Raw genomic sequence first — 17,260 nt, forward strand, 5'->3', positions numbered from 1 at the left:
CGTCAGTCGCCGTCGGTCGGGTCGGGGCGCCGGCCCGGCCGGGGGACGAGGCGGGTCAGCCGTGACGCCGCCCGGCGCCAGTGCCGGCGCCCCTCCTCTGGGAGGAGGAGGGCGCGGGCGCGGTCCAGCCGCCGGCGCCGGGAGAAGGCCCCGCGCCACACGGTGCGGGCGTCGCCGCCGACGTCGTCGAGGCTGCTGCCCGGTCGGGCGTAGCGCGCCTGCTCGAGCGTGGTGACGACGCGACCGAGGGCGTCGGTCTCGTCCTGGGTCAGGTACGCCGACCTCCCGAGCTGGCGCGACGCCTGGCGCGGCGTCGCGCCGTCGTCGGGGACGAACCCGATGTCCTGCAGGCGCAGGAGCAGCGACTGCCACTCGGCCTCGACGCGTTCGGCGTCGCCGGTGGCCTCCCGGTGCGCCCGTCGGCGGGACAGCCAGGCACCGAGGGGCACGACGGTGGCGGAGAGGAGGACGAGCAGCGCGATCCCGATGCTCGTGGCGTGGTCGGAGACGAAGCGGGTGACACCGCCCGCACCGGCCGCCGACCCGGTCGTCGGGTCGAGGGGGTCGCCGGCGAGGTCGCGGCTCGGGCCCGCCGAGGGTGCGGACGTCGAGGTCGAGGACGACGCGGACGCGGACGGGGAGGTGGACCCGCTCGACTCGGTGGGGATCTGGGTGTACTGCGGCGGGACCCCGCTGCGGTCTCCCGGCGTCGGCTCGAAGCGGACCCAGCCCAGCTGCGGGAAGTTCAGCTCGGGCCAGGCGTGCGCGTCGGAGGCGCGGACGACCCGCTGGTCGTCCTCGGTGACGCCCGGGAGGAAGCCCACGGCCATCCGCGCGGGGATGCCGGCGCTGCGCGCGAGCATGATCATCGCGGTGGCGAACTGGACGCAGTAGCCGCGCTTGGTCTCGAGGAAGCGGACCAGCGGCTCCTCGGGGAGCGAGCCCTCGGCGGTGTCGGCGGCGAGGTCGACCGAGTACTGGTACTGCGAGGAGCGCAGGTGCGCCTGGATCGCCCGGGCGATCTCGAGGTTCGAGTCGCCGTCGTCGGTGATCTCGTCGAGCAGCGCGCGGACGACCTGGTCGGCCCGGGGGTCGACCTCGAGGTCGCGCTGGTGGACCGACGGGTCGGCGGTCCCGGCGAACTGGGAGGCCTCGGGGTCGAGGAGGACGTACTCGGCGCTGTACTCGGAGACGGGGCGGGTCAGCTGCACGAGCTGGCTGTCGGCGTCGACGTTCCACGAGCCGTCGGGGAACGGGGTACCGGTCGCGTTCTCGGGGAGCGCGACCTGCGGCACGCCGACGTAGTTCTCGCTCACGGAGAACCGCTCGACCTTGCGGGGGACCGCAGGGCCGGCGAGGGGGTCGGGGAGTCGGCCGTCCTGGGGGACGTAGGCGAAGCCGTTGTCGGCCTCCCACGACCCGCCCCGGTAGGTGTCGAGGATGCCGACCCTCAGCGGCGGCGGGGAGTCGTCGGTCGTGGAGTAGCGGATGACCGTGTTCGTCGACTGCTCGGCGAGGTCGCGCGCGATGTCGATGCTCGTCGACAGGCGCAGCGAGCCGCCGCCCCCGCCGCGGGCGTTGGCGCTCGACCCGAGGCCGTCGGCGAGGAACGTCGTCGGCAGGTGGGGCACGAGACCGGGCAGGACGACGGCGGTCGCGAGGGCGGCGACTCCGACGACGCGCCCCGTCGTGGAGAACACCGTCGTCGGGTCGGAGAACGGGCCGCGGGAATCGCGGGTCGCGGCGGTGCCCCACGAGCGCATCGCGCGCACGCCCTGCCGCCCGACGAGGGCGAGCCACGCCAGGGCCGGGGGGACGGCCCACCACGCGCCGAGCCCCTCGCCGGAGTTCGTCGCCGACGACAGGAAGGCCGTGAGGAGGGGGATGCCGGCGACGGCCGGGCTGCGGAAGGTCACCGCGCACGCGTCGACGGCGACGGCGGTGAGGCCGAGGAGCAGGCTGACGGCGAGGACGGTGCCGCGGTTCGCCGGGGCGGGCGCCGTGTAGCTCGTCACCGTCTCGTAGGCCTGGGTGAGCAGGACGCCGAACGCGGCACCGGTGTCGGGGACCGGGACCACGTCCTTCCAGAGGTGGCCCTGTCCGTGGAGCAGGGCGGCGCCGTGGGTCAGCAGGACCGCCTGGGTGGCGACGACGAGGACGCGCGAGGTCGTGACGAGCCGGGCGCCCATCCCGACGAGCATGACGAGCGCGACGAGCAGCAGGCTCGGGCGGAACCACTCGGCGGTCGGGGTGAAGAGCGTCGTGAGCGGCAGGGCCACCGTGAGCGTCGCGACGGCCGCGAGGAGGGCCTCGACCGGCCGGGCGCGGTTCACCGGACCCCCACGAGCCGGGCGCCGACGACGGCCGACCAGGCGGTGGCGGGCGAGGTGCGGCTGTCGACGACGGTCGTCGTCCACCCGGACGCACGCAGGACCTCGGTGGTCGTCGCGGCAGCGGTCTCGCCGTCGGCGGAGCGGCGGGCGCGGCCGCCGAACGACACGGGGTCGACGACCATCGCGACACCGGCCGACCCGGGCTGCCGCAGCGCGGCCAGCGCGCGGGCGTCGTCGTCGCTGAGGGGTCCGCCGACGTAGACGACGAGCCCGCCCTGCGACGTCACGGCGCTCGCGGCGTGGAGCACGGCGCGCAGCCCGTCGTCGGGCCCGGTGGTGATCCGGGCCAGGGTGTCGAGCCCGGTCTCGAGCCCCTCGTCGTGGTGGGCGCCGGTGTCGTGCCCGGCGTCGCTCGTCAGGAGGTGCGTGGCGTAGCCGGCGGCCTGCACGTGCGCCGTCACCGAGGCCGCGGTCGTGACGCACCACTCCAGCGAGCTGCTCCGCCCGGAGCCCGCGTGCCCACCCGCCCGGCTGTCGAGGAGGATGACGGCCCGCCGCTTGGCAGGGCGGTCCTCCTGGCGGACCATGAGCTCGCCGGTGCGCGCCGAGGCCGGCCAGTGGATGCGGCGCAGGTCGTCGCCGTCGCGGTACTCGCGGATCGTCTGGTCGTCCTCGCCGTGGAGGGCGACCATGTGCGGCACCGTCCCCTCGGACCCGATCCCGCTGCCGAGCGAGCGACCCGTGGGGAGCGTCACCACGCGCGGGAGCACGACGACCTCGGCCTGGCCACCGACGGCGGCCGACCTCAGGGTGAGGCCGAACGGGTCGCGGACGCGGATGCCGAGCGGGCCGATGCGGTGGACACCGCGGGTGTGGGAGCGGACGGTGTACTGGACCTCCTGGGTCGTCCCGGGCCGCAGCGCGGGGATGACGAAGCGCGGCCGGTCGCCGAGGGCGTAGTCGATCGACTCCTCGGCCATGACCACCGGCGACGTGGTGCCCTCGGCGTTGCGGACCGCGACCGAGACGACCGCGCGCTCGTCGATGGCGACGCGCGCGGGTACCGCCGTGCGACGGACCTCGAGCCGGAGGCCGTGGCGTCGCACGAGGACGAGCGCGATGGCGACGAGGGCGAGGAGGAGCACCCCGACCCGCGTCACGTCGCGCTGCCCGAGGAGGACGCCGGACGCGACGAGGACGAGCCCGCAGCCGGCGAAGGCCGCGCCGCGGGTCGTGAGGGAGCGACGGATCGTGCGCACGGCTCAGCGGGTGGGGGCAGGGACCCGCACGCGCTGGAGCAGGTCGGTGACGACGTCGGTGGTGGTGCGCCGCGCCATCTGCGTCTCGCCCGTGGGGATGAGGCGGTGGGCGAGGACGGGGACCGCGACCTGCTGCACGTCGTCCGGGAGGACGTGGTCGCGGCCGGCGAGGGCGGCGTGGGCCCGTGAGGCGCGCAGCAGGTGCAGGCTCGCGCGCGGCGAGGCGCCGAGCCGCAGGGCGGTGCTCGAGCGGGTGGCCGTGGTGAGGTCGACGATGTACTGGCGGACGGCGGGGGAGGCGTGGACCTCGCGGACCGAGGCCACCATCTGGGAGACGGCACCGGCGTCGGTGACGGGCTCGAGGTCCTCGAGCGGGGACGCCCCACCGTGCACCTCGAGCATCTCGAGCTCGGAGCGGGCCGACGGGTAGCCCATCGAGATCCGCGCCATGAAGCGGTCCCGCTGCGCCTCCGGGAGGGGATAGGTGCCCTCCATCTCGATGGGGTTCTGGGTCGCCATGACGATGAACGGCTTCGGGAGGGTGTAGGTCGTCCCGTCGACCGTGACCTGGGCCTCCTCCATCGACTCCAGCAGCGCCGACTGGGTCTTCGGCGAGGCGCGGTTGATCTCGTCGCCGACGACGACGTTGGCGAAGATCGCGCCGGGGCGGAACTCGAAGTCGCGGACGTCCTGGTTGAACACGGAGACGCCGGTGATGTCGCTGGGGAGCAGGTCGGGGGTGAACTGCACGCGGCGCACCGAGCAGTCGATCGAGCGGGCCAGCGCCTTCGCGAGGAGGGTCTTGCCGACGCCGGGGACGTCCTCGACGAGCAGGTGGCCCTCGGCGAGGAGCACGGTCACGGCGGTGCGGACGACCTTCTCCTTGCCCTCGATGACCGAGTTCATCGCCGCCATGAGCGAGCTCGACACCTGGAGCACCTGGTCCAGCGCCGCGCCACGGGAGGTGGGGTCGAGGGGAGGGCGGCCGGCGGTGTCGGTGACGGTCCGGCGGTCGTGCTCGTGCTCGCTCACTTCTGGGTCCCTTCGTCGTCGTCCCCCGACCAACGGGTGGGCGGTGCGGGGGGTGCCCTCCGATCCTGCGTCACCGATGGGCCCGCGAGGAAGGGAATGCACGCGCTCGCTCCGCTGACGAGTCGGTCACGAGGCCGGACGGGTGGACGATGCCCGTGACGCGAGGCCCGGAGCGTGAGCTTCCTCCACTTCGCACCACCGCTGCTGACCTGCGTGGACATCAGGATCAACCGAACGAACGACCCCCGAGACGGCGACAGTGACGGTCTTGGTGGAGTAAAGTGGAGGAAACCGGGGCAGCCGGGTGGGTCGAGAAGGGTCGAGGAGGTGGCGCCCGTGGACGCGTTCCTGGGCACGCACACGCCTCGGCTCGACGACAAGGGACGCCTCTTCCTCCCCGCGCGCTTCCGCGGCGCCCTCGCCGACGGCCTCGTCGTCACCACCGGGCAGGAGGGCTGCCTCTACGTCTTCCCGACCGCGGAGTTCCACCGGATCTCCGGCCTCATGCAGGCGGCCCCGGGCAGCTCGAAGCAGGTCCGCGACTTCGTGCGCGTGTTCCGGGCGAGTGCGCACCCCGACACCCCGGACAAGCAGGGCCGGGTCACGATCCCCGCCGCGCTGCGCGCCTACGCCCGCCTCGAGACCGAGTGCACCGTCATCGGCAACGGCAACCGGATCGAGGTCTGGGACAGCGCCGCCTGGGGCTCCTACCTCGCCGAGGTCATGCCCGCCTACTCGGCGTACTCGGTCGACACCGAGGAGGTGGTCCCGGGCCTGTAGGCCCGTCCTCCACCCCGCTCCACCGCCCCGGACCCCACCGCCACCCACGACCCGACCGCCGGCCTCCAGCCGACCCGATCCCGACGCGACTTCCCCCGCGCCGGGCACGGATCGGATGGGGACCAGCCGCCGGGTCGACCCGCACCCGGATCCGCCCCATCCCGCCCCACCCGACGCCACCACCCCGCCACGACACCGAGAGGAGGACGACGATGAGCACCCGAGGAGACGCCGCCGGACGGCACGTCCCCGTGCTGCGCGACCGCATCGTCGACCTCCTCGCCCCGGCGCTCGAGGACGAGGGTGCCGTCGCCGTCGACGCCACCCTCGGGATGGGCGGCCACGCCGAGGCCCTCCTCGAGCGGTGCCCGGCGGCCCGCGTCATCGGCCTGGACCGCGACGAGCAGGCCCTCGCCCTCGCGGGTGAGCGGCTCGCGCGCTTCGGCGAGCGGTTCGTCGGCGTCCACGCGGTGTACGACGAGGTCGCCGAGGTCCTCGCCGCCCACGCCGACGGGACCGCGGCGGCGATCCTGTTCGACCTCGGTGTCTCCTCGCTCCAGCTCGACGAGCCCGACCGCGGGTTCGCGTACCGCCACGACGCACCGCTCGACATGCGCATGGACCAGTCGACGGGGATGACCGCGGCCGACGTCCTCAACACCTACGGCCATGGCGACCTCGCGCGCATCCTGCGGACGTACGGCGAGGAGCGGTTCGCCGGGCGGATCGCCTCGGCGATCCTGCGCGAGCGGGAGAAGGAGCCCTTCACGACGTCGGCGCGCCTCGTCGAGGTCCTGCGGGCCGCCATCCCCGCGGCGTCGCAGCGCACCGGCGGGCACCCGGCGAAGCGGACCTTCCAGGCGCTGCGCATCGAGGTCAACGCCGAGCTCGACGTCTGGGAGCGCGCCGTCGAGGCGGCCCTGGCGTGCCTGCGGCCCGGTGGCCGGATCGCCGTCCTGTCCTACCACTCGCTCGAGGACCGCATCACCAAGCAGGCGTTCGCCGCGGGCAGCCGCAGCCGCACGCCCGCGGGGATGCCCGTCGAGCTCCCCGAGCACGCGGCCTGGCTGCGCCTGCTCACCCGCGGCGCCGAGGTCCCCGACCCGCAGGAGCAGGTCGACAACCCCCGGTCCGCCTCGGCGCGGCTGCGCGCCGCCGAACGCCTCTCGCCACCGAACGGAGCCCCCCGATGAGCCAGCTCGCCCCGGTCCGGTCCGCCCCGCGCCCGGGCGCCCGCCGCGCCACGACCCCCACCCCCCGCCAGCTCAAGGTCGTCACCCCGCCCGAGACCGCCGGCAACGGCCTCTTCCTCGCGCTGTGCGTCGCCCTGCTCCTCGGCGGGTTCGTCGGCGTCCTCGTCCTCAACACGGCGATGGCGCAGGGGTCGTACACGATGCGCGACCTCCAGCACCGCTCCGACGAGCTCGCCGACACCCAGGACGCGCTGCGCCACCAGATCGACGCGGTGTCCGGCCCGGGTCCGCTCGCCCAGCGGGCGCGTGGTCTCGGCATGGTGCCCGCCGAGACCCCGGCCTTCCTCCGGCTCTCCGACGGCAAGGTGCTCGGCGTGGCGACGAAGGCCAAGGCCAACGACCGCTTTAGCGTGGTGACCGAGACCAAGGCACCGACGAGGAGCACCGCCGTGCCGACGACGCCGTCGACCACCCGCACGCCCCCGTCCTCGGTGCCGTCCACCGCTCCGGGGGCGACGAGGAAGCCGACGACCCCGGCGACCCCCTCCACCCGCGCGACCCCCGCGACCCCCGGCAACTGAGCCCGCCGACCCGGAGACCGAGCCCGTGACCCAGCGCAGGACCCAGCCGCCCGCAGGACGTCCCCGCGCGTCCGCGTCCGGGCGCACCGGGGGAGCGGGCCGCCCCGCCGCGCGCCCGGCCACGGGGTCCGGCGCGCGCACACCGGCCCAGGCCAAGGCCTCGGGGGAGCGCAAGGCCTCGGCGCGCGGCGCCACGGCGCGCCCCGCCGCGGCGCGGGCCGGCGTGCCCCGCACGCCACCGCGCACCGGAGCGCGCCCGGCCTCCGGGACGCGGCGCACCGCGCCCGCCGCGCGCCGCCCCGCCCAGCCCGCCCGCCGCGACCGCTCGGGTGGCGGCGGCGGTGGCCGCCGACGAGCGGTCACGACCGGAGGGATGCCACCGGGCAACCCGCGCCGCCGGATGCGGTTCCTCACCGTCGCGACGCTGTTCGTCCTCAGCGTCTTCGGCGCCCAGCTCGTGCGCATCCAGGGCTTCGACGCCACGGCCGTCGCCGAGGAGGCCCAGCTCAAGCGCGAGGCCGCCCAGATCATCCCGGCCATGCGCGGGCAGATCCTCGCCTCCGACGGCACCGTGCTCGCGTCGAGCGTCGTCCGGGAGGTCGTCGTCGCCGACCAGCAGGCCGTGTGCACGTACGGCACCCGCAAGCCTGCCTGCGACCCCGAGACCTCGGCCACGTCGATCCAGCAGGCCGCGACCAGGCTGGCGCCGCTGCTCGACACCACCGTCTCCGAGCTCGTCGCCGCGCTGACGGGCACGAGCCGCTACCGCGTCCTCAGCCGCGACGTCACCCCGCTGACGTGGAACAAGATCTCCGACCTGGGGATCCCGGGCATCTACCGCGACCGCCGCGAGACCCGCTCCGAGCGCACCTACCCCCAGGGCACGACGGCCGCCGCGCTCGTCGGCTACGTCACCGGCGACGGCAAGCCGGGCGGCGGCGTCGAGCTCATGGCCGACGAGCGCCTCCAGGGCACGCCCGGCCGGCAGACCTTCGAGCAGGGCCGCGACGGCACGATCATCCCGACCGCGGCGCGCTCGACCACCCCCGCCGTCGACGGCAACGACGTGCGGCTGACGATCAACTCCAGCCTCCAGTGGTACGCCCAGAACTCCCTCGCCCAGCGGATCAAGGAGACCAAGGCCCAGTCGGGCACGGTCGTCATCATGAGCGCGAAGACCGGCGACCTGCTCAGCGTCGCCTCCTACCCGACCTTCGACCCCGACACCGACGTCGGCAAGAAGGGCGCCAAGCTGGGCAACTACGCGTTCTCCGACGTCTTCGAGCCGGGCTCGACCTCGAAGGTCATGACGATCGCCGCAGCCCTCGAGGAGAAGACGGTGACGCCGTCGACGCCGGTCGTCATCCCCAACCGCCTCCCGCGCTGGGACTACAGCTTCAAGGACAGCCACGAGCACGCGACGCTCTACCGGACCGTCGCCGGCACGCTCGCCGAGTCGAGCAACATCGGGACCATCCTCGTCAGCGAGACCCTCAAGCCCAAGACGCTCGAGACCTACTTCCGCAGGTTCGGCCTCGGGTCGCTGTCGGGGACCGGCTTCCCCGGGGAGTCGCGCGGCCTGCTCGCCAGGAGCGAGGACTGGAGCGGCTCGCAGCGCGCCACGGTCGCCTTCGGCCAGGGCGTCTCGGTCACCGCCATCCAGGCCGCGTCCGTCTTCCAGACGATCGCCAACGACGGCGTGCGGGTCTCCCCCCGGCTCGTCGACAGCGTCACCGAGGCCGACGGCACGGTCACCCCGATGCCGCCCGCGACCCAGACCCGGGTCGTCTCGCCCGGGACGGCCAAGGACGTCAGCCGGATGCTCGAGGGCGTCGTCAGCCCCGAGGGCACCGCGGAGGAGGCCCAGATCCCGGGCTACCGCGTGGCCGGCAAGACGGGCACCGCCGACTACTACGACTCCCGCGTGGGCGGCTACAGCGGCCGCACCGCGAGCTTCATCGGGTACGCCCCGGCCGACGACCCCGAGATCGTCGTGGCCGTCATCGTCCAGAAGCCGACCTACCCCTTCTTCGGCGGCTACGTCGCCGGCCCGGTCTTCAAGGACGTGACGACGTACGCCCTCCAGGAGCTGAAGATCCCGCCGACCGGCGCCAAGGCGACCCCGGTCACCCTCAAGGTCGACCCGGCCGAGGCGCTGGCCGACCCCACCCTCCTGCGCAACGGCAAGAAGCCGACCCCACGGTAGGGTCGTTCGACGTGCCCGCCCCCAGACCGTCGCAGCCCCGACGCACCTCGGTCGGAGACCTCGCGGCCCTCCTGGCCGTCACGGCCCCGGCACCGGGGGCCGTCGTCACCGGGGTGACCCTCGACTCGCGGGGCGTCCTCCCCGGCGACCTCTACGCCGCGCTGCCGGGAGCCCGCGCGCACGGTGCCGACTACGCCGCCGACGTCGCCGCGGCCGGCGCCGCCGCCGTCCTCACCGACGCCGACGGGGCCGACCGGATGGCCGGCGCGGGGGTCGACCTGCCCGTCCTCGTCGTCGAGCGCCCGCGTTCGGTGCTCGGCGCCGTGGCCGCCCGGGTGTACGGCACCGAGGACCTCGACCTGCGCCTCGTCGGCATCACCGGGACCAACGGCAAGACGACGACCGCGTACCTCGTCCACTCCGCCCTCACGGCCCTCGGCCGCAGGGCCGGGCTCATCGGGACCGTCGAGACACGTCTGGGCGAGGAGCGGGTCGGGAGCGTCCGCACCACCCCGGAGGCGCCCGACCTCCACGCCCTCCTCGCGGTCATGGCCGAGCGCGGCCTCGACACCTGCGTCATGGAGGTCTCGAGCCACGCCCTCGCGCAGCACCGGGTCGACGGGGTCGTCTACGACGTCGCCCTCTTCACCAACCTCTCGCAGGACCACCTCGACTTCCACGCGGACATGGACGACTACTTCGCCGCCAAGGCCTCCCTCTTCACCCCGGAGCGGGCCCGCCGCGGGCTGGTGTGCACCGACGACGACTGGGGCACCCGCCTCGTCGAACGCTCCGGCGTGCCGGTGCAGACCATCGGGACGGCAGCGGACGCCGACTGGCACGTCGGCGTCGACAGCGCCGACCCGGCCGCGTTCCGCCTCACCGCAGAGGGGGTCGACCTCCACCTGAGGTCGAGCCTGCCGGGGGACTTCAACGTCACGAACACGGCGATGGCGGCGGCCGCCCTCGTCCTCCTCGGCGAGGACGCGGACGCCGTGGGCCGGGCGGTCCTCGCCGACCCGCACGTCCCCGGCCGGATGGAGGCGGTGGCGGCGCCGGACGGCGTCGACGCCCCGCGCACCCTCGTCGACTACGCCCACACCCCGGACGCGATCCGCGCCGCCCTGCTCGCGCTGCGCCCGAGCACCCCCGGCTCGCTCGTCTGCCTCACCGGGGCCGGGGGCGACCGCGACCGCGACAAGCGGCACGCGATGGGTGCGGCGGCCGCGGAGGTCGCCGACCTCGTCGTCGTCACCGACGACAACCCGCGCTCGGAGGACCCCGCGGCGATCCGCGCGGCCGTCCTCGAGGGCGTCGAGGAGGCCCGCGCCGCCGGCCGCGACGTCGCCGTCCTCGAGGTCGGCGACCGCCGGGACGCCATCCGCGAGGCCCTGCGGGCGGTGTGGTCCGAGGGACCCCGGGCGACCGTGGCCGTCGTGGGCAAGGGCCACGAGACCGGCCAGGACGTCGCGGGGACCGTCCACCCGTTCGACGACCGCGACGAGGTCGCCGAGGCCCTGCGCCTCGTCGCGGCCGAGGCAGGAGCCGGCGCGTGATCCCCTTCCCGCTCAGCCGGATCGCCGAGGTGACGGGCGGTCGCCTGGCCGTCCCCGACGGCGTGGACGCCGCCGCGCTCGTCGTCGACGGTCCCGTCGTCACCGACTCCCGCGAGGCCGGTCCCGGCGGGCTCTACGTGGCCCGGGTCGGCGAGCACGCCGACGGCCACGACTTCGTCGGAGGTGCCGTCGAGCGCGGCGCCGTCGCGGCCCTCACGACGCGTCCGGTCGACGGCGTCGCGTGCGTCGTCGTCGACGACACCCAGGAGGCCTTCGCGGCCCTCGCCCGCGCCGTCGTCGACGCCCTCCCGGGCCTGGGCGTCGTGGGGATCACCGGCTCCTCCGGCAAGACGAGCACGAAGGACCTCCTCGGGGCGGTGCTGGCGACGGCCGGACCCACCGTCGCCCCCGTCGGCTCCTACAACTCCGAGGTCGGGGTGCCGCTCACCGTGTGCCGCGTCGAGCCCGGCACCCGGTTCCTCGTCGTCGAGATGGGCGCCCGCGGCATCGGGCACGTCGAGTACCTCACGCGCATCGCGCCCCCTCGCGTCGGCGTCGTCCTCAACGTCGGGACCGCCCACGTCGGGGAGTTCGGCTCGCGCGAGGCGATCGGCGTCGCGAAGAGCGAGCTCGTCCGGTCGCTGCCGGCCACCGGACTCGCCGTCCTCAACGCCGACGACGACGTCGTGCGCGCGATGGCCTCCGTCACCGGTGCCCGGGTCGTCCTCGTCGGCGAGGCCGAGGACGCCGACGTCCGCGCCGTCGACGTCTCGCTCGACGCCGGCGGCCGTCCGACCTTCACCGTCGTCACCGCCGCAGGTCGTCGCACCCTCACCCTCGGCCTCGTGGGCCGGCACCACGTCAGCAACGCCCTCGCCGTCCTCGCCGCGGCCACCGAGCTCGGCCTGCCGTTCGAGGACGCCTGTGCCGCACTGGAGTCCGCCCGGCCCGCGAGCCGGTGGCGGATGGAGGTCGTCGAGCGCCCCGACGGCGTCACCCTCGTCAACGACGCCTACAACGCCAACCCCGACTCGATGCGCGCGGCCCTCTCCGCCCTCGAGCGGATGGGGGAGGGGAGGCGCACCTGGGCCGTCCTCGGCACCATGCTCGAGCTCGGCGACGAGTCCGACGCGCTCCACCGCGAGGTCGGCGCCGAGGTGGTCGCGCGCGGCGTCGACGAGCTCCTCGTCGTCGGTGAGGCCGCGCGTCCGCTCGCCGCCGGCGCCGAGGAGGCGGGAGCGACCACCGGGCCGCGCACCCGGGTCGTCGCCGACGCCGACGCCGCCGAGGCGCTGCTGCGCGCCGAGCTCGCCCCGGGTGACGTGGTCCTGTTCAAGTCCAGCCGCGACGCCGGGCTACGGTTGCTCGGAGACCGGCTGGCGACGGCGAAGGAGGAGCAGGCGTGAAGGCTGTCCTCATCGCGGCCGTCGTGTCGCTCGTCATCGCGCTGTTCGGGACGCCGATGTTCATCCGCTTCCTCGTCAAGCAGGGCTACGGCCAGTTCATCCGCGACGACGGCCCGACCTCGCACCACACGAAGCGCGGCACCCCGACCATGGGCGGCGCCGTCATCGTCGGCAGCTCGGTCGCGGCCTACGCCATCGCCCACGTCGTCACGGGTCAGGGGCCGAGCGTCAGTGGGCTGCTCGTCCTGTTCCTCATGACGGGGCTCGGGTTCGTCGGCTTCCTCGACGACTTCATCAAGATCAGCAAGCAGCGCAGCCTCGGGCTCCGGTCGGGCGAGAAGCTCGCCGGGCAGACGCTCGTCGCCGTCGTCTTCGCGATCCTCGCCCTCCAGTTCCCCAACGAGAGCTTCCGCACCCCGGCGTCCACGGCGATCTCGTTCGTCCGCGACACACCGCTCGACCTCGCGTTCCTCGGGGCGCTCGTCGGCGTCGTCCTCTTCGTCATCTGGGCCAACGTCATCGTCGCGGGCACCTCGAACGGGGTGAACCTCACCGACGGCCTCGACGGCCTCGCCACCGGCTCGTCGGTCATGGTCTTCGCGGCCTACGTCCTCATCGGCATCTGGCAGTTCAACCAGAACTGCCAGTGGAACCCGGGGACGAAGTGCTACGAGGTCCGCGACCCGCACGACCTCGCGATCGTCGCGGCGGCCGGGATGGGCGCCTGCTTCGGGTTCCTGTGGTGGAACGCCTCGCCCGCCAAGATCTTCATGGGCGACACCGGGTCCCTCGCGCTCGGCGGTGCGCTCGCCGGCCTGGCGATCCTCACCCGCACCGAGCTGCTCGTCGTCATCCTCGGCGGGCTCTTCGTCACCATCACCTTGTCGGTCATCATCCAGGTCGCGTCGTTCAAGACCACCGGGAGACGGGTGTTCCGGATGGCGCCGCTCCAGCACCACTTCGAGCTGCTGGGGTGGCAGGAGGTGACGATCGTCATCCGGTTCTGGATCGTGGCAGGGCTGTTCGTCGCCCTGGGCCTCGGGCTCTTCTACGCCGAGTGGGTCGTGGGCGCGGCATGAGCGAGGTGCCCGACCGGCTCGGGGGGCTGACCCACGCTGGTGCCGACTGGTCCGGCCTTCGCGTCGTCGTGGCGGGCCTCGGGGTCAGCGGGTTCGCCGCGGCGGACGCCCTCCTCGAGCGCGGTGCCGACGTCCTCGTCGTCGACGGCCGCACGCCCGAGGACGGCTCGGTCATGGCCGAGCGGGCCCGCATCCTCGACATCCTCGGCGCGCGCCTCGCGTACGGCGACGACGCCGTCTCGGCCCTGCCGGACTCCGCGGTCGACCTCGTCGTCACCTCGCCCGGCTGGCGCCCCGACCAGCCCCTCCTCGTGGCCGCTGCCGGCTCCGGCGTCCCGGTCTGGGGCGAGGTCGAGCTCGCCTGGCGGATGCGCGCGCGGGAGGGCGCCGCCCCCTGGCTCACGGTCACCGGCACGAACGGCAAGACGACGACCGTGCAGATGCTCGCGTCGATGCTCCGGGCCGCCGGGCTGCGGGCCACGAGCGCCGGCAACGTCGGCACGCCCATCCTCGAGGCGGTGCTGCACCCCGAGCCCTTCGACGTCATCGCCGTCGAGCTGTCGAGCTTCCAGCTCCACTGGTCGCACTCGCTGGCGCCGCGGGCCTCGGTGTGCCTCAACATTGCCCCCGACCACGTCGACTGGCACGGCTCGCTCGACGAGTACGCCCTCGCCAAGGGCAAGGTCTACGCCGGCACCGAGGTCGCCTGCGTCTACAACGTCGAGGACGAGCGCACCCGCCGGCTCGTCGAGGACGCCGAGGTGCAGGAGGGGTGCCGCGCCGTCGGCTTCACCCTCGGGGTTCCCGGCCTGTCCGAGGTCGGGGTCGTCGACGACGTCCTCGCCGACCGCGCGTTCGTCGAGGAGCGACGCACCTCCGCCGCCGAGCTCGCCACGTTCGACGACCTGCGCGGCGAGGCGCCCGAGCCCGCGCCGCACCTCGTCGCCAACGCCCTCGCCGCCGCGGCCCTCGCCCGCGCCCACGGCGTCCCGGCCGGTGCCGTCCGGGCCGGGCTGCGCGCGTTCGTGCCCGAGCCGCACCGCATCGCCGAGGTCGGCACCGTGCGAGGGATCCGCTGGGTCGACGACTCGAAGGCCACCAACCCCCACGCGGCCAGGGCCAGCCTGGCGGCCTACGAGCACGTCGTGTGGGTGGCCGGCGGCCTGCTCAAGGGCGCCGACGTCGACGAGCTCGTCCGGGGGGCCGTGGCCCGGCTGCGCGGCGTCGTCCTTCTCGGCCGGGACCGTTCGGCCATTTCCGACGCACTCGCCCGACACGCGCCGGATGTCCCGGTCGTCGACGTCGCGCGTACCGACACTGGAGCCATGGACCAGGTGGTGAGGGAGGCCCTCGCGCTCGCCCGCGAGGGTGACGTCGTGCTGCTCGCCCCCGCCGCGGCGTCCATGGACATGTTCGCCGACTACGGCGCGCGCGGTGACGCCTTCGCTTCTGCGGTCCACCGCCTCGCCGACGCGGGGTAGCCCGTGAGCAGCGCCACCGCACCGGCGCGCAGCGGGTCCCGGCACGGCGGCCGGCTCGGGTCGTGGCTCGCCCGCTTCGACTCGCCCGTCACCACCTACTACCTGCTCGTGTGCGTCACCGCGGCCCTCGTCGTCTTCGGGCTGATCATGGTGCTCTCGGCCTCGTCGGTCGTCTCGATCGGCAGCGGGTCCTCGGCCTACTCGATCTTCCTCAAGCAGGCCGGGTTCGCGCTCGTGGGGTGCCTCGCCCTCGTCGTCGCCTCGCGCCTCCCCGTAGGGGCGTGGCGGCGGCTCGCGGTCCCCGTCCTCGCCGTCGCCCTCGTCCTGCAGGTGCTCGTCCTCCTCGTCGGGGACACGGTCAACGGCAACCAGAACTGGCTGCGGGTGGGGCCGATCACCGTCCAGCCGTCCGAGATGATGAAGCTCGGCCTCGTCCTCACGGGTGCGCTCATCCTCTCGGCGAAACGTCGCTCGCTGCACCGGTTCTCGCACGTGCTGATCCCGTACCTGTTCCCGCTCGCGTCGCTCGGCGTCGTACTCGTCATCCTCGGCCACGACCTCGGCACCGTCCTCGTCCTCGGCGCCGTGGTGGCGGGGGTGCTCTTCGCCGCGGGGATCCCGGCGCGCTGGTTCGCCTTCGCCGGCCTGCCCTTCCTCGTCATGGCCGCCGGCTACGTCGTCACCAGCCCCAACCGGCTCGGCCGCTTCGACGTCTGGCTGGGTCGCGACACCAACGAGTTCGGCGCGGCACGGCAGCCGATCCACGGGCGCTACGCCCTCGCCGACGGCGGCTGGTTCGGCCTCGGCCTGGGCGCGAGCCGCGAGAAGTGGGGCCTGCTCTCCGAGCCGCACAACGACTTCATCTTCGCGATCATCGGCGAGGAGCTCGGGCTGCCCGGCACCCTCGCGGTCCTCCTCCTCTTCGCGGGCCTCGCCCTCGCCTGCTACCGCCTCGTCACGCGCACCGACGACTTCTTCATCCGCATCGCGACCGCGGGCATCATGACGTGGGTCGTCGTCCAGGCGCTCATCAACATCGGAGCCGTCATCAACCTCCTGCCCGTCATCGGCGTCCCGCTGCCGCTCGTCTCGTCGGGGGGGTCCTCCCTCATCACGACGATGATGGCGCTGGGCGTCCTCATGTCGTTCGCGAGGGCCGAACCGGGGTGTGCCGACGCCCTGTCGGCGCGCCCGTCGGCGCTGAAGCGATCCCTCGCGGTCATCCCCTCGGTCGCCGCGCGGTCGCGGAGGGCAGGACGGTGACGTCGGCCGGTCCCCGGTCCGTGCTCCTCGCCGGTGGCGGCACCGCGGGGCACGTCTCGCCGCTCCTCGCCCTCGCCGACTGCCTGCGCCGCCGCGACCCCTCGGTCACCGTCACCGCCCTGGGCACGGCCAGGGGCCTCGAGGCCCGGCTCGTCCCGCAGCGGGGCTACCCCCTGCTCGAGGTGCCCAAGGTCCCGTTCCCGCGGCGCCCGTCGGGTGACCTCCTCCGGCTGCCCGCGAACCTGCTGCGCGCCATCGCGGCGGCCGAGGACGCCGTGGTGGCCACGGGTGCCGAGGTCGTCGTCGGGTTCGGCGGCTACGTGTCGACCCCCGCCTACCTCGCGGCCCGCCGCCGCGGCGTCCCCGTCGTCGTCCACGAGCAGAACGCGCGCCCCGGCCTGGCCAACCGGCTGGGGGCGCGCTTCGCCCACGGCGTCGGAGTGACCTTCCCGGGCACCCCGTTGCCGAACGCGACCGTCACCGGGATGCCCCTGCGCCGCGAGATCGCGACCCTCGACCGCGCCGCCCGCCGGGCCGAGGCGCGCGAACGGTTCGGCCTCACCGACGCTCCCACCGTCCTCGTCACGGGCGGGTCGCTCGGCGCGCAGCGCCTCAACGACGCGTTCGCCGAGTCGGTCGCCGACCTCTCGGCCGCCGGGGTGCAGGTCCTCCACGTCACGGGAACCGGGAAGGCCTTCGAGGCCGTCGGTGCCAGCGGCGCCCCGTACGTCGTCGTCGAGTACTGCGACCGCATGGACCTCGCGTACGCCGCGGCCGACCTCGTCGTGGCCCGGTCCGGGGCCAACACCGTCTGCGAGCTCACCGCGGTCGGCCTGCCCGCCCTCTACGTCCCGCTACCCATCGGCAACGGCGAGCAGCGGCTCAACGCCACGACGGTGGTCGGCGCGGGCGGTGGGCTCCTCGTCGAGGACGCAGCGGTCGACGCCGCATGGGTCCGCTCGACCGTCGTCCGGCTCGCCACCGACCCCGACCGCCTCGCGTCGATGGCGGCCGCGTCGGCGTCCGTGGGGGAGCGCGGCGGCGACGAGCTGCTCGCCGACCTCGTCGTCGCCGCCGCCGGAGGGCGCTGA

The 17,260-nt window shown here is 74.6% G+C and carries 13 protein-coding genes; 10 read left to right on the plus strand and 3 right to left on the minus strand.

Going from position 1 to position 17,260, the window contains the following annotated elements; translation table 11 throughout:
• Nucleotides 1–2: 2 nt before the first annotated feature.
• The 3 genes from ACK8HX_RS02610 to ACK8HX_RS02620 are packed head-to-tail and all read right to left on the minus strand — an operon-like array spanning nucleotide 3 to nucleotide 4,624.
• Complete coding sequence (locus ACK8HX_RS02610; protein WP_411939081.1) at nucleotides 3–2,333, minus strand: transglutaminase family protein; 2,331 nt, start codon at nucleotides 2,331–2,333, stop codon at nucleotides 3–5.
• Nucleotides 2,330–3,592: a DUF58 domain-containing protein gene (locus tag ACK8HX_RS02615; protein ID WP_411939082.1), complete on the minus strand. Its 1,263-nt coding sequence runs from the start codon at nucleotides 3,590–3,592 to the stop codon at nucleotides 2,330–2,332. The genes ACK8HX_RS02610 and ACK8HX_RS02615 overlap by 4 nt, the downstream gene beginning before the upstream one ends.
• Before the next feature lie 3 nt (nucleotides 3,593–3,595).
• Nucleotides 3,596–4,624, minus strand: coding sequence for an AAA family ATPase (locus ACK8HX_RS02620; RefSeq protein ID WP_411939083.1), 1,029 nt, complete (start codon nucleotides 4,622–4,624; stop codon nucleotides 3,596–3,598).
• Between the two features lie 336 nt (nucleotides 4,625–4,960).
• On the opposite strand from ACK8HX_RS02620, the gene mraZ reads away from it, so the two are divergent.
• The 10 genes from mraZ to murG all read left to right on the plus strand — a co-directional run bounded on the left by mraZ (nucleotide 4,961) and on the right by murG (nucleotide 17,260).
• A complete protein-coding gene (gene mraZ, locus ACK8HX_RS02625; RefSeq protein WP_411939084.1) occupies nucleotides 4,961–5,404 on the plus strand; it encodes a division/cell wall cluster transcriptional repressor MraZ in 444 nt (147 codons plus the stop codon).
• 212 nt (nucleotides 5,405–5,616) lie between these two features.
• Nucleotides 5,617–6,597: a 16S rRNA (cytosine(1402)-N(4))-methyltransferase RsmH gene (gene rsmH / locus ACK8HX_RS02630; protein WP_411939085.1), complete on the plus strand. Its 981-nt coding sequence runs from the start codon at nucleotides 5,617–5,619 to the stop codon at nucleotides 6,595–6,597.
• A complete protein-coding gene (locus tag ACK8HX_RS02635; RefSeq protein ID WP_411939086.1) occupies nucleotides 6,594–7,178 on the plus strand; it encodes a hypothetical protein in 585 nt (194 codons plus the stop codon). The genes rsmH and ACK8HX_RS02635 overlap by 4 nt, the downstream gene beginning before the upstream one ends.
• A gap of 25 nt (nucleotides 7,179–7,203) precedes the next feature.
• The gene (locus ACK8HX_RS02640; RefSeq protein WP_411939087.1) at nucleotides 7,204–9,384 is read left to right on the plus strand and encodes a peptidoglycan D,D-transpeptidase FtsI family protein; all 2,181 of its coding nucleotides are present in this window, start codon (nucleotides 7,204–7,206) and stop codon (nucleotides 9,382–9,384) included.
• A gap of 11 nt (nucleotides 9,385–9,395) precedes the next feature.
• On the plus strand, nucleotides 9,396–10,940 hold the full coding sequence (locus tag ACK8HX_RS02645; protein ID WP_411939088.1) for a UDP-N-acetylmuramoyl-L-alanyl-D-glutamate--2,6-diaminopimelate ligase: 1,545 nt from the start codon (nucleotides 9,396–9,398) through the stop codon (nucleotides 10,938–10,940).
• Nucleotides 10,937–12,346, plus strand: coding sequence for a UDP-N-acetylmuramoyl-tripeptide--D-alanyl-D-alanine ligase (locus ACK8HX_RS02650; protein WP_411939089.1), 1,410 nt, complete (start codon nucleotides 10,937–10,939; stop codon nucleotides 12,344–12,346). The genes ACK8HX_RS02645 and ACK8HX_RS02650 overlap by 4 nt, the downstream gene beginning before the upstream one ends.
• Complete coding sequence (gene mraY, locus ACK8HX_RS02655; protein ID WP_411939090.1) at nucleotides 12,343–13,425, plus strand: phospho-N-acetylmuramoyl-pentapeptide-transferase; 1,083 nt, start codon at nucleotides 12,343–12,345, stop codon at nucleotides 13,423–13,425. Before ACK8HX_RS02650 ends, mraY begins: the two co-directional genes overlap by 4 nt.
• Nucleotides 13,422–14,906, plus strand: coding sequence for a UDP-N-acetylmuramoyl-L-alanine--D-glutamate ligase (gene murD, locus ACK8HX_RS02660; RefSeq protein WP_411939091.1), 1,485 nt, complete (start codon nucleotides 13,422–13,424; stop codon nucleotides 14,904–14,906). Before mraY ends, murD begins: the two co-directional genes overlap by 4 nt.
• A 3-nt stretch (nucleotides 14,907–14,909) precedes the next feature.
• Nucleotides 14,910–16,169 (plus strand): putative lipid II flippase FtsW, encoded by a 1,260-nt coding sequence (ftsW, locus tag ACK8HX_RS02665; RefSeq protein ID WP_411939092.1) that lies wholly within the window; start codon nucleotides 14,910–14,912, stop codon nucleotides 16,167–16,169.
• Nucleotides 16,166–17,260: an undecaprenyldiphospho-muramoylpentapeptide beta-N-acetylglucosaminyltransferase gene (gene murG, locus ACK8HX_RS02670; protein ID WP_411939093.1), complete on the plus strand. Its 1,095-nt coding sequence runs from the start codon at nucleotides 16,166–16,168 to the stop codon at nucleotides 17,258–17,260. The genes ftsW and murG overlap by 4 nt, the downstream gene beginning before the upstream one ends.

Source organism: Oryzobacter faecalis (assembly GCF_046764005.1).
GTDB classification, from domain to species: Bacteria; Actinomycetota; Actinomycetes; order Actinomycetales; family Dermatophilaceae; genus Oryzobacter; species Oryzobacter faecalis.

Excerpts from the sequence above, each read along its gene's own strand:
- rsmH (WP_411939085.1), top strand. The coding sequence starts at position 5,617 with ATGAGCACCCGAGGAGACGCCGCCGGACGGCACGTCCCCGTGCTGCGC.
- ACK8HX_RS02635 (WP_411939086.1), top strand. The coding sequence starts at position 6,594 with ATGAGCCAGCTCGCCCCGGTCCGGTCCGCCCCGCGCCCGGGCGCCCGC.
- murD (WP_411939091.1), top strand. The coding sequence starts at position 13,422 with ATGAGCGAGGTGCCCGACCGGCTCGGGGGGCTGACCCACGCTGGTGCC.